Genomic DNA, 12,598 nt, shown 5'->3' with positions numbered 1-12,598 from the left:
CCCTTCGTCATCGTCGTCCAGGCCTTCGGCCTTCCCTTCCGATTCCCTCGGGCTTATCGACGCCCCGCGCGCCCCAGCGCACCGACGCGCCAGACTCCGCTTTTGAAACTTGGCGTCAGCTGGGGTGACTGGTCTTCGTAGGATTCTCGCCGACGGTGGGGGTTGGGCGATGGTCTTGCGGGGCCCGCCCCAGGCCGGCCGCCCGGGCGGCCTTTTGGGGCTTACGCGGCGTCTTGCGATTGGTGATGCCGCTGTGCGCTGATGATGATCTGCGCTTGAGCAGGAATCGTTGCTGGGCGACGGATTGCATATGAGTGCATGCCTGCACCCGCGCGCAGCGCCATCCGTACAACTGACTGCAACCATATGCCAAAGAAGGCCGCCCGCGCGGCCGTCTTTGGCGTCCCCGCAAGATCTTTCTCTCTTCCTCGTCGGGGAGAAGAACGCCAAGCACACCACCCGTCCCAGCGACCGGCAAGATTCAATCAGCAGAGCCTGGCGCGGCGGCGCCTGGGGTGGCGCGGGGCGTCGATAAGCCCGAGGGAATCCGAAGGAACCGCCGGAGGCGGTGACGAGGATGACGCAGGGGAAGTCCGGAGCGAACGCTCCGGACCGCAATCGTTGCCCCGCGCCACCCCGGGCGCCGCCGTGCCAGGCGTCTCAAGAACCAGCACCCGTCCCCCAACACCCGCCTGCAATAAAATACGCCCTCATGAACACCCCAGAACCCCAAGCCGACCTCGACCGCCGCTTCGGCAGTCTTTCCCGCCTCTACGGCCCCGAAGCCCCGACCCGCCTGCGCAACGCCCATGTGGCAATAGCAGGCCTGGGCGGCGTGGGTTCCTGGACCGTCGAAGCCCTGGCGCGCTGCGGGGTCGGCGCGTTGACGCTCATCGACCTGGACCACATCGCCGAATCCAACGTCAATCGGCAGATCCACGCTTTGACCGAGACGCTGGGCCAATCCAAGGTCGATGCCATGGCCGAGCGCGTGCTGGCGATCAATCCGGAATGCCGGCTGACGCGGGTGGATGACTTCGTTTCGCCCGAGAACGTCGCCCAGGTCCTGCCCGGCCCGTATTCGGTCATCATCGACTGCACCGACCAGGCCGCGGCGAAGATCGCGATGATCCTGCATGCGCGCGAAATCGGCGTGCCCATGCTGTTGTGCGGCGGCGCTGGAGGCAAGACCGATCCGCTGGCCCTGCGCGCCGGCGACCTGTCGGCTGCGGTCAACGATGCACTGTTGTCCAAGCTGCGCAACAAGCTGCGCCGCGAACACGGCTTTCCGCGAGCTTCCGATCAGAACGGCAAAGCACTGAAGCGCGTGCCGAAGATGGGCATCCATGCCCTATGGTTCGACCAGCCCGCCATCCTGCCCGACGCCTGGACTCGCCCCACGGAAGGCGAGGACGACATGGGCGCTTCGGGCCAGACCCTGGCGCCGCAAGGCCTGTCCTGCGCCGGCTATGGCTCGGTCGTGACCGTCACGGCCACCATGGGCATGGCGGCCGCCAACGAGGCGCTGCGCCTCGCGGTCTGACAAAGACGCTACAACGCCACGAACACCACGCCGTCCTCGATCCTGACCGGATAGGCGGCAATGTTCTCGCGCAGCGGCGAACAGAGCGCGCGCCCGTCGCGCACGTCGAAGCGCCCCTGATGCAGCGGGCATTCGATCTCATGCCCCTCCAGAAAACCGTCGCACAGCCGCGCATTGCCGTGCGTACAGAGATTGGCGGTGGCGTAGACCTCGCCGTCCACGCCATACAGCGCGATCTCGCGGCCGCCGGCCTGCACGGCGATGACGTCGTCTTCAGGCACCTCGTCCCGCGCGATGGCCTTGATCCATTGCGTGCTCATTGCTGTCGTGTCCTTTCTCAGATGGGGTAGATAAGCGAATTCGGCACCAGCTCGCTGTCGAAGATGCAGAGCCGCGATTCGAACTTGAGCCCGTCGGGGCCGCGCCGGACCACGTCCAGATAACGGCCCACGTTGAACACCGTGGTCAGTTGGCTGGGCTTGGTGCGGAACACGGCGTAGTTGGCCTCGGACTCGATGCGGTCGCCCTGTACCGACAGCACTCGCGGCGCGCCCACCACGTGGCGCTGGTAGTAGGGATCGTGGAAGATGGTGTCGGTGGCGCCGTAGATGCGGTCCTTCAGCATGCCGCGGCTTTCGAAGGACATGGTTGCCAGCGGATAGCCGCGCTCGTGGTTCTCGCGCGGCAGCACCTTGTACACGCAGTCTTCCAGGAAAAACTCGGGCCACTTTTCCCATTGTTCCGCGTCCAGCGCGGCGGCGTAGTCGTTGTACAGGCAGGTCAGTTGGTAGTAGAGGGGAAAGTCCAGCATCGTCAGGCCTCCATGACCCGACGCCAATACGCGTACATGCCGCGGATCAGCGTTTCCGTGACCATGTGGTCGGTGTTTTCGGCGGTCTTGCCGCCCAGTTCCGCCACGCTGCGGTGCCAGGGCTTCTGTTCGAAGCCGGATTGCGAGAACTCGATGACCTCGCCGTCGTCCGCCGACACGAAGCCCGCCGGGCCGAACAGATTGGCCTGGCGCAGCCGGCGGCGCGTCATCTCGGGCGTGTCGTCGGCGAAACCGAAGTGCGTCCAGACGAAGTCGAAGGCGTCGTGGCCCACCGGCTGGATGTGGCGCGTGGACAGCGAGTTCACCTGCTGCTGGATGATGACGCTGGGAAACAGCGTCATCAGCACGGCGGTGGGGCCGTTCCACCAGGGCTCCGGCACGATGTCGAGAAAGCGGTCGTCGTTCAGCGACATCTGCTCCTTGAAGCTGGACACGCCGCTGGTCACGCTGCCCTTGCCGCCCTGGCCGCGCGTCGAGATCATGGCGGCGTGGCGCAAGTGCCGGTCCATCTTCAGCTCGGAGCGGTTGTCGGCCCGCCACAGGCCGAAGGTGACGAACCAGGTGTGCAGCAGGCCCGGATGATACGGATCCTTGATGTTTTCCTGCATCAGCTTCCAGTTGCCGGGGATGCGCTGGCGGCTGTAGCCGTGGATCACCAGTTCGCGGCCGTCGAAGACGCGGTCGAAATAATGCAGGATGTCCGGCCCCAGATAATCCTCCAGCGGCTCGACGTCGTGGTCGAACGAGGCGAACACCACACCGTTGCGGCAGGCCACGGCCAGCTTGGTCAGGCCGTGCTCTTGCGGGTTGAAGTCGGGCGGCATGCCGCCGTTGACCTTGCCGTCCTGCTTGACGCCGCGGCGGAACGGCACGCCGATCAGATTGCCCTGCAGGTCGTAGTTCCACTGGTGGTACGGACAGACGAATTCGCTGCGGTTGCCCGAACGTTCGCGGCAGAACTGAACACCGCGGTGGGCGCACACGTTTTCCACCACGCGCACCTGGCCGTCGTTGTCGCGCAGCAGGATGACCGAGCGTTCGCCCACCGCGGTGCGCTTGAAGTCGCCAGAGTTGGGGATCTCGGCCTCCAGGCCCACGTAGCTCCAGTGCGCGCGGTAGAAGAACCGCTCCATTTCGCGCTGATGCAGGGCGGAGTCGGTGTAGACGCCGAAGGGGATGCGGTGGGATCCGTCGTCCTGCCAGCGCGGGGCGAATTGGATGGGCTGCTCGGGGGCGTTCATGATCCGCTCCGGCGACAGGGCGCGGCGGCGGACAGCGTACAGGTACGCATGGCGTGTCTCCTTGGTTCGGCGGACCGCGGGCGCGATCCAGCAGAGCCGGCGCGGCATGGGCGCTGGCGTTTTTTGCATCATCGGGCAGAAGGTGAAATAAATAAATAGAATCTGCTTGATGAGATAAATCACCAGAATCAATATTGGTGGAGACAGCCCATGAACCTGCAAGACGTGGACCTGAACCTGCTGGTCGTCTTCAACGAACTGCGCAAGCACGGCCGGGTGTCGGCCGTGGCCGAGAGCCTGGGCATCTCGCAGCCGGGCGTCAGCAATGCGCTGGGCCGGTTGCGCAAGCTGTTGGGCGACGAGCTATTCCTGCGGACCTCGCGCGGCATGGTGCCCACGCCCTACGCGCAGGATCTGGCGCAGCCCATCGCCGCCGCGCTGGAGGCGCTGCACAGCACCCTGAACGCGCGCGCCGCGTTCGACCCCGCGCATAGCGGTCGTGCCTTCGTGATCGGCGTGAACGACGTGGGCGAGACCTATTTCCTGCCGCGGCTGATGCGCGCGCTGGACCGCGCCGCGCCCGGCGTCACGGTGCGCACCGTGCGCACCACCTCGATCGACGTGAAGGACGAGATGGAGCGCGGCCGCATCGATCTGGCCATGGGCTTCCTGCCCGATTTGAAGAGCGGCTTCTTCCAGCGGCTGCTGTTCCGCCAGCCCTATGTGTGCATCTTCCGCCGCGACCATCCGCTGGCGCGCACCGGGGTCTCGGCGCGGCAGTTCCGCGCGGCCGAGCACGTGGCCATCGCCTCGGAAGGCACCGGCCACGGCGTGGTCGACCAGGTGATAGGGCAGGCCGGCATCCGGCGGCGCCTGCGCCTGACGGTGCCGCACTTCATTGCGGTGGGGCCGGTGCTGGCCGCCACCGACATGATTGCCGTGGTGCCGCAGCGCTTTGCCGACTGCGCCTGCGGTCCGTTCGGCCTGGCAACCGCGCCCTGTCCGGTGAAGATCCCGGAGTCCGTCATCAATGTGTTCTGGCACGCCCGCAACCACCGCGAGCCCGCCAATCAGTGGCTGCGGCAGGTGGTGGTCGACGAGTTTGCGGATTAAGTGTCGCGCAGCGTTACCGGAAACCAGCCGCGCAGCGCATTGGACAGGCGGATTTCCTCGGCGGCATGCAGGTCGGCCAGGGTCAGGACGCGTTCTTCCACCTTGCCCGTTTCGAGCAGTTCGGCGCGCTGCACGCCGGGCAGGCAGCCGCTGTCCACGGGCGGCGTGTACCAGTCGCCATCCAGGCGCAGATAAACGTTGCTGCGGCTGCCTTCGCAGAGTTCGCCGCGCTCATTCAGGTAGAGCAGATCGAAGATGTGCGGATGCGACGGCAGCCATTCGATGGTCTTGGTGTACCAGGGGCGGTAGGTGGTCTTGTAGCGCAGCAGCGGTTCGGATGAACGCAGCGCTTCGGGCGCCAGCATGGCTTCCTGTGCGGGTTGCAGGGGCGGCAGCGGCGCGGTCTGGATGTTGCGGCTGCCGTCGCGCGCCACCAGCAGGCGCAGCCGGTGCGGCCCCGGCGTGGCCAGGCCCAGCGCGGTGATCATGATGTCGGCTTCGACGGCCCGGCCTCCCCAGCCGTAGCCCAGGGCCTTGCAGGACGCTTCCAGACGCTTGAGGTGGCGCCCCAGCAGTGGCACGCGTCGTTCGGCATCGACCAGGATGGTCTCGATCAGTTCGGGTTGCATGGGACTCTCCTGGCGTAAAGGCGCGCTGCGGCCGCGCTCTATCCTACTACCGATGGCGGCCGGCGCGCAGGGGCGCCGGACATCCGGACTGTGGCCTCAGGCCCGCAAGATCCGGGCCTTCCAATGGCATTCCTGCCATTCCTCGGCCGGGTCGGAATCGTGCACGATGCCGCCGCCCACGCTATAGATGCCGTGGCCGGCGTGGTCCAGGACCAGGGTGCGGATGGCGACGTTCAGCGAGAAGTCGCCGTCCGGCGCCAGCCAGCCGATGCTGCCACAATACAGGCCGCGCGGCGCTGTTTCCATCTGGCGGATGCGGCGCATGGCCGCGACCTTGGGGGCGCCGGTAATGGAGCCGCAGGGAAACAGCGCGCGCAGCACCTCTTCCAGCGAGGCGTGCGGCGCCAGCGCCGACACTGTGGACGTCATGGTCCAGACGGTGGGATAGCGCTCCAGCGAGAACAGCGCGTCGACCCGCACCGAGCCCGGCTCGGCCAGCCGGCCCAGATCGTTGCGCAGCAGGTCCACGATCATCAGGTTTTCGGCGCGGTTTTTTTCGCTGGCCAGCAGCGCCTGGCCCAGCCGTTCGTCCTCGGCCGGATCGGGGTCGCGCGGGGCCGTGCCCTTCATCGGGCGCGTGGTCAGGCGCGGGCCGTCGCGGCGCACGAACAGTTCGGGCGAAAACGACAGCACCGTGCGTTCGCCGTCCTGGATGAACGCGCCGTGCGCCACCGGGTTGCGGGCGGCGATGCGCCGGTACAGGGTGGCCGCGTCGCCCTGGAATTGCAGGTCCAGCGGCTGGGTGTAGTTCACCTGATACAGCTCGCCGTCGCCGATCAGGCCGCGGATGGCTTCGATCTGGCGCACGTAGTCGACCTCGGTCATGCGCGGCGCGGGCAGGCTGATGGCGGCTGGCGCGCTGCCTGCATCCGGCGCGTCCCAGGGCGCTTCGTCGTGCTTGCTTTCGAATGCAAGCGCCGTCAGGCGTGGCCTGGCGTCGTCGCGCGGCGGCGTCCAGGGGCCGGCGGGCGGCGCCAATGCGGCTTCGGGCAACAGCCATTCGCCCAGTTCGTAGTCCAGCAACAGGGCGATCCAGCGCCCCTGCTGCCGCTGCGCCTCGATGGCGGCCAGGGCCGGGGCGACCTCGGCGGCGCAGCGCGCCTCGATCCGCGAGCACAAGCCCTCGAATCGCAGCGCGCGGCCCGCCAGCCGGTCTTCAAAGCGACATTCCATGCTTCTTACTGCTGTTGATGTGCCAGGAATTCCTTCAGGACCCGCCCGGTATGGGAATGGTCGCTCAGGGTCATGACGTGTTCGGGCGAGCCTTCGCCCACCAGCTTGCCGCCGCCCGTGCCGCCTTCGGGGCCCAGGTCCAGCAGCCAGTCGGCTTCGGCGATCACGTCCAGGTTGTGCTCGATCACCACCACAGTATTGCCGGCTTCCACCAGCCGGTGCAGCACGTGGATCAGCTTTTCCACATCGGCCATCGACAGGCCGACGGTGGGCTCGTCCAGCACGTACAGCGTATGCGGGATGCGCGAGGCGCGGCCGGTCTTGATCAGACCGTCGGTGAGACGGGCCTTGGACAGCTCGGTCACCAGCTTGATGCGCTGCGCTTCGCCGCCTGACAGCGTGGGCGAGGGCTGCCCCAGCGTCAGGTAGCCCAGACCCACGTCCTGCATCAGCTGCAGGGGACGATGGATCTTGGGATGCGCGGCGAAGTAGCCGATGGCGTCGTCCACTTCCATGGCCAGCAGTTCGCCGGCGTTCTTGCCGCGCATCTGGACGCTGAGGGTGTCGTTGTTGAAGCGCGCGCCGTTGCAGGCGTCGCAAGGCACCTTCACGTCCGGCAGGAAGTTCATCTCGATGGTGCGCATGCCCTGGCCTTCGCAGATCGGGCAGCGGCCGTCGCCGGTGTTGAACGAGAAGCGCGCCGCGGTCCAGCCGCGCATGCGCGATTCCCGGGTGTCGGCGAACTGCTTGCGCACGTCGTCCCAGAAACCCACGTAGGTGGCCGGGCAGGAGCGCGGCGTTTTGCCGATAGGGGTCTGGTCCACTTCCAGCACGCGGTCGATGGCTTCCCAGCCCTTGATGCTGTCGCAGCCGGCCCAGCCCGGCGCCTTGCCTTGCGACACGGCCTGCATCAGATTGTCCAGCAGCACTTCGCGCGCCAGCGTGGACTTGCCCGAGCCCGACACGCCGGTCACCACGCTCAGGCGGCCGACCGGGATCTTCGCGTCCACGCTGCGCAGGTTGTGCAGGCGCGCACCCTTGATCTCGATCATGGGCGTGTCGGCCTCGACCGGCCGGCGGCCTTGCAGAGGATGCTGCAAGGGCTTGGCCAGGTAGCGGCCAGTGACCGATTCGGGCGCTTCGATCAGGTCCTGCGCGCTGCCCTGGGCCACCACGCGGCCGCCGCGGATGCCCGCGCCCGGACCGATGTCGATGATGTGCGAGGCGCGGCGGATGGTGTCGTCGTCGTGCTCCACCACCACCAGCGTGTTGCCGTTGCCTTCCAGGCGCGCCAGCGCGTCCAGCAGGATGCGGTTGTCGCGCGGATGCAGGCCGATGGTTGGCTCGTCCAGCACGTAGCAGACGCCCTGCAGGTTGGAGCCCAGCTGCGCGGCCAGGCGGATGCGCTGCGCTTCGCCGCCGGACAGCGTCGGCGCGGCCCGGTCCAGCGCCAGGTAGTTCAGGCCCACTTCCTGCATGAAGTTCAGGCGTCCGCGGATTTCCGTGAGAATGTCGCGGGCGATCTCGCCTTCGCGGCCGCGCGCCACCAGTCCGGTGAAGAAGGTATGCGCGTCCGACACCGGCAGCGAGGCGAGTTCGGCGATGGACTTGTCGCGCCAGCGCACGGCGCGGGCCACGCGATTCAGGCGGTCGCCATCGCACTGGGTGCAGACCTTGGCCTCTCCTTCGTACCACGCGTTCCAGGCGGTTTCCTCGCCGGTCTGCTCTTCATCGAAGCCTTGCAGCTGCAGGCCGGTGCCGTAGCAGCCCGTGCACCAGCCATGCTTGGAGTTGTACGAGAACAGGCGCGGATCCGGTTCGGGGAAGCTGGTGCCGCAGGACGGGCAGGCGCGCTTGACCGAGAAGTGCTGCTGCTGCAGGTCGCTGTCCAGCGCCTCGTGCAGCTTGTTCACAGGCCAGACCACGGACATCACGCCCTGGCCGTTTTCCAGCGCGTTCTTGACCGCCGCGCGCAGCTCGGCCTCGTTGGCCGGATCCACGACCACGTCCGCGATCGGCAGTTCGATGGTGTGTTCCTTGTAGCGGTCCAGGCGCGGCCACGGGGCCACGGGAATGAACTCGCCGTCCACGCGCAGGTGCGAGTGGCCCTTGGATCCGGCCCATTTGGCCAGGTCCGTGTAGTAACCCTTGCGGGCCGTGACCAGCGGCGCCAGCAGGCCGATGTGCACGCCCTTGTGCTCGCGCAGCAGCCGCGCCACGATCTGGTCGGTGTTCTGCGGCTCCACCGCCACGTTGCAGTCGGGGCAGTATTGCGTGCCCAGCTTGACGTACAAGAGGCGCAGGAAGTGATGGATTTCAGTCATCGTTGCCACGGTGGACTTGCGTCCGCCGCGGCTGGTGCGCTGCTCGATGGCGACCGTGGGCGGGATGCCGAAGATGGCGTCCACGTCCGGCTTGCCGGCCGGCTGCACGATGGCGCGGGCGTAGGCGTTGAGCGATTCCAGGTAGCGGCGCTGCCCTTCGTTGAACAGGATGTCGAAGGCCAGCGTGGACTTGCCCGAACCGGACACGCCGGTGATGACGGTGAACTTGTCGCGCGGGATTTCCACGCTTACGTTCTTCAGGTTGTGTTCGCGCGCATTGCGGATTTCGATCGCCATATTGGCCTGGCGGCGCTCGCGCATCAGGGACTGCAATGGGCGGCCGACGTCCGCGTTGTAGGTTTCGCCGGGCTCGGCGATGCGGGCCGTCAGGCCGGCCTGCTCGACTTCCTGCGCGTCGGCGTCGGTGCTTACCACCACGTCGGCCGGCAGGATGCTGACTTCGTAGTCGCGCAGGGCGGCGCCCGTATGCGACTTGGGGTTGTCCATCAGGTCCTGTGGCGTGCCGGTGCCGATGACCAGGCCGCCGGCGTCGCCGCCTTCGGGGCCCAGGTCGATCAGCCAGTCCGCCGCGCGGATCACGTCCAGGTTGTGCTCGATCACCAGCAGCGTGTGGCCGGCGGCCAGCAACTTGCGGAACGCGCGCATCAGCCGCGCCACATCGTCGAAGTGCAGGCCGGTGGTGGGCTCGTCGAACAGGAACAGGCTGCCCTTCTTGGCGACCTTGGCGGTGGAGATGCCGCTGCGCGCGGCTTCGGCCAGGTGGCCGGCCAGCTTCAGGCGCTGAGCCTCGCCGCCCGACAGGGTGGGCACGGGCTGGCCCAGCCGCACGTATTCCAGGCCCACGTCGGCCAGCGGCGCCAGGCCCGTCTGCACGTCGCGCAGGCCCTTGAAGAAGTCCAGCGCCTCGCTGACCGTCATCTCCAGCACTTCATCGATGGACGCGCTCTTGCCCAGATGCTCGACGCGCACTTCCAGCACTTCCGGGCGGAAACGCTTGCCGTCGCAGTCCGGGCAGCGCAGGTACACGTCCGACAGGAACTGCATTTCCACGTGTTCGAAGCCGGTGCCGCCGCAGGTGGGGCAGCGGCCGTCGCCGCCGTTGAAGCTGAACGTGCCGGCCGTGTAGGCGCGCTCGCGCGCCAGCGGTGCCTGGGCGAACAGTTTGCGGATCGCGTCGAACGCGCCCACGTAGCTGGCCGGGTTGGAGCGCGCGGTCTTGCCGATAGGGGTCTGGTCCACCATGACCACATCGGCGATCTGTTCGGCGCCCAGCAGGCGCTCGAAGGCGCCCGGCGCTTCCGATGGCTTGCCCTTCTGCTTGAGCAGGGCGGGGTAGAGCACGTCCTGCACCAGCGTGGACTTGCCCGAGCCGGACACGCCGGTCACGCAGACCAGGCGGCCCAGCGGCAGCTCGACGGAGACGTTCTTCAGGTTGTGCGCGCTGACGCCTTCCAGCAGCAGGCGCGGCGTGTTCGCCGCCACCGGCATGGGGCGCGGCGCTTCCACGCGCTGGCGGCCGCCCAGGTAGTCGCCCGTCAGCGTGCGCGCCGAGCGCAATTGCGACGGCGTGCCGTCGAAGACGATCTGGCCGCCGCGTTCGCCGGGGCCGGGGCCGATGTCGATGATGCGGTCCGCGGCGACCATGACCTGCGGATCGTGCTCCACCACCACCAGCGTGTTGCCGGCGTTGCGCAGCCGGTGCATGACTTCGACGACGCGGTGCATGTCGCGCGGGTGCAGGCCGATGGACGGCTCGTCCAGCACGAACAGGGTGTTCACCAGCGAGGTGCCCAGCGCCGTGGTCAGGTTGATGCGCTGCACTTCGCCGCCAGAAAGCGTTCGGCTCTGGCGGTCCAGCGTCAGGTAGCCCAGGCCCACGTCGCACAGAAACTTGAGGCGCGCGCGCACCTCGGTCATGAGCAAGTCGGTGGCGGCGTCCAGCGCGCCTGAGAACGACAGCGTGTCGAAGAAGGTCCGCACCCGTTCGATGGGCAGCAGCATCACGTCATGGATGGACAGGCCGCCCAGGTTGTCGAGCTGCTCGCGGCTCCAGTTGGCGCTCACCGGCATGAAGCGCTTGTAGCGGCCGTCTTCCGGCGGCAGCACGGTGTCGGCTTCTTCCTTGGTGCCCAGGCGCCAGAGCAGCGCGTCGGGCTTGAGGCGCGCGCCATTGCAGGTGGGGCAGGGCGTGTAGCTGCGGTACTTGGACAGCAGCACGCGCACGTGCATCTTGTAGGCCTTGGTTTCCAGCCAGTCGAAGAAGCGCTGCACGCCATACCACTGGTGCTTCCAGGCGTCGTTGCCGCCCTTCCAGTCGGGAGTGCCATAGAGCACCCAGCGCTTGTGCTCTTCGCTCATCTTTTTCCAGGGCACGCCCAGCGGCACACCGGCCTTGGGCGCGTATTTCTGAAGTTCGTCCTGGCATTCCTTGTACGACGGCGTGGTCCAGGGCTTGATGGCGCCTTCCAGCAGGGTCTTGTTTTCGTCCGGAATGACCAGGCCGAAATCGATGCCGATCACGCGGCCGAAGCCGCGGCAGGCCTCGCATGCGCCCAGGGGCGAGTTGAACGAGAAGCTGCTGGGCAGGGGATCGGTGTATTCGATGTCGCAGTCGGCGCAATGCAGGCGGTCGCTGTACTTCCAGATGTGGGCGTTGCCGCCCTCGGCGTCCATGACGTACACGGCCAGGTGGCCGGCGCCCATGCGCAGCGCCGTGTCCAGCGCTTCCATGACGCGTTCGCGTTCGGTGCCGGCGAAGCGGAAGCGGTCCTGCACCACGTGCAGGATGCGGCGTGATTCAGTGCTGCCTTTTGCGGCCTTGGCCTTCTTGGCGCCCTTGGCCGGGGCGGCTGTGCGCGGCGCGGCGTTTTCCTCGGCGTGCACGCGGGTGTAGCCCTGCTGCTCCAGGAAGCCGCGCACTTCCTCTTCGGTGAAGTTGGCGGGAACGGCAATGGGAAAAGTCACCACCAGCCGCGGATCGCCGGCGGCGGCGGCGCGTTCGGCCAGCGAGTGGTACACGGAATCCGGCGTGTCGCGCCGCACCACCTTGCCGCACCCGCGGCAATACAGTTTGGCGCCGCGCGCGAACAACAGCTTCAGGTGGTCATTCAGTTCCGTCATCGTGCCGACCGTGCTGCGCGAGCTGCGCACCGGATTGGTCTGGTCGATGGCGATGGCGGGCAGGATGCCTTCGATGCGGTCCACCTGCGGCTTGTCCATGCGGTCCAGGAACTGGCGCGCATAGGGCGAGAAAGTTTCCACATAACGCCGCTGCCCCTCGGCGTACAGGGTGTCAAAGGCCAGCGAACTTTTGCCGGACCCCGACACGCCGGTCACGACGACCAGTTCGCCGGTGGCGATGGTCAGGTCCAGGTTCTTGAGATTGTTCTGGCGGGCGCCAACGATGCGAATTTGGGAGCTCATGGACGGTATCGTAGCCTGAGGGGAGAGGCCTGCCCGAGCGACAACCCATCGCTGGTTCCGAGCGCGGCGATATGGAATAATTGACTATATTGTGAGTCATGAGTCCAATATGTGGACAAAACAAGAACTCACTAGCTGTACAAATAAACAGTATCGCAGATTCGTCTGAAATTCGCGCTGTCGGCGTTGCACGTTCTGCAGATTCACTGCTAAAGGCATATGGCCATTAGCTGGAGACA

General features: G+C 67.0%; 8 protein-coding genes. 2 read left to right on the top strand and 6 right to left on the bottom strand.

Annotated features, from left to right (window positions below; all coding sequences use genetic code 11):
* Window positions 1-712 precede the first annotated feature (712 nt).
* Window positions 713-1,543: a ThiF family adenylyltransferase gene (locus IB268_RS19530; RefSeq protein ID WP_192354659.1), complete on the top strand. Its 831-nt coding sequence runs from the start codon at window positions 713-715 to the stop codon at window positions 1,541-1,543.
* 8 nt (window positions 1,544-1,551) lie between these two features.
* Here the strand turns inward: IB268_RS19530 and IB268_RS19525 are convergent, their stop codons facing one another.
* The 3 genes from IB268_RS19525 to IB268_RS19515 are packed head-to-tail and all read right to left on the bottom strand — an operon-like array spanning window position 1,552 to window position 3,616.
* The gene (locus IB268_RS19525; protein WP_054457428.1) at window positions 1,552-1,863 is read right to left on the bottom strand and encodes a non-heme iron oxygenase ferredoxin subunit; all 312 of its coding nucleotides are present in this window, start codon (window positions 1,861-1,863) and stop codon (window positions 1,552-1,554) included.
* A 17-nt stretch (window positions 1,864-1,880) separates the two neighbouring features.
* Entirely contained in the window at window positions 1,881-2,354 is a 474-nt protein-coding gene (locus tag IB268_RS19520; RefSeq protein WP_054457426.1) for a nuclear transport factor 2 family protein, read from the bottom strand.
* A gap of 2 nt (window positions 2,355-2,356) precedes the next feature.
* A complete protein-coding gene (locus IB268_RS19515) occupies window positions 2,357-3,616 on the bottom strand; it encodes an aromatic ring-hydroxylating dioxygenase subunit alpha (RefSeq protein WP_192354658.1) in 1,260 nt (419 codons plus the stop codon).
* A 210-nt stretch (window positions 3,617-3,826) separates the two neighbouring features.
* On the opposite strand from IB268_RS19515, the gene IB268_RS19510 reads away from it, so the two are divergent.
* Window positions 3,827-4,729, top strand: coding sequence for a LysR family transcriptional regulator (locus IB268_RS19510; RefSeq protein ID WP_054457424.1), 903 nt, complete (start codon window positions 3,827-3,829; stop codon window positions 4,727-4,729).
* Here IB268_RS19510 and IB268_RS19505 read toward each other — a convergent pair.
* From IB268_RS19505 to uvrA, 3 genes are all read right to left on the bottom strand, one after another.
* Complete coding sequence (locus IB268_RS19505; RefSeq protein WP_054457422.1) at window positions 4,726-5,358, bottom strand: aminotransferase class IV family protein; 633 nt, start codon at window positions 5,356-5,358, stop codon at window positions 4,726-4,728. The two genes, IB268_RS19510 and IB268_RS19505, sit on opposite strands and share 4 nt — an antisense overlap.
* Before the next feature lie 96 nt (window positions 5,359-5,454).
* Window positions 5,455-6,591: an aminodeoxychorismate synthase component I gene (locus IB268_RS19500; protein ID WP_192354657.1), complete on the bottom strand. Its 1,137-nt coding sequence runs from the start codon at window positions 6,589-6,591 to the stop codon at window positions 5,455-5,457.
* Between the two features lie 5 nt (window positions 6,592-6,596).
* Window positions 6,597-12,359, bottom strand: coding sequence for an excinuclease ABC subunit UvrA (uvrA, locus tag IB268_RS19495; protein ID WP_192354656.1), 5,763 nt, complete (start codon window positions 12,357-12,359; stop codon window positions 6,597-6,599).
* Window positions 12,360-12,598 lie beyond the last annotated feature (239 nt).

It is taken from the genome of Achromobacter sp. ACM01, from assembly GCF_014851745.1.
Classification (GTDB): domain Bacteria; phylum Pseudomonadota; class Gammaproteobacteria; order Burkholderiales; family Burkholderiaceae_B; genus Achromobacter; species Achromobacter aegrifaciens.
Note: the sequence above shows the minus strand (reverse complement) of the source record. Positions and strands in the feature narration are given on the sequence as shown.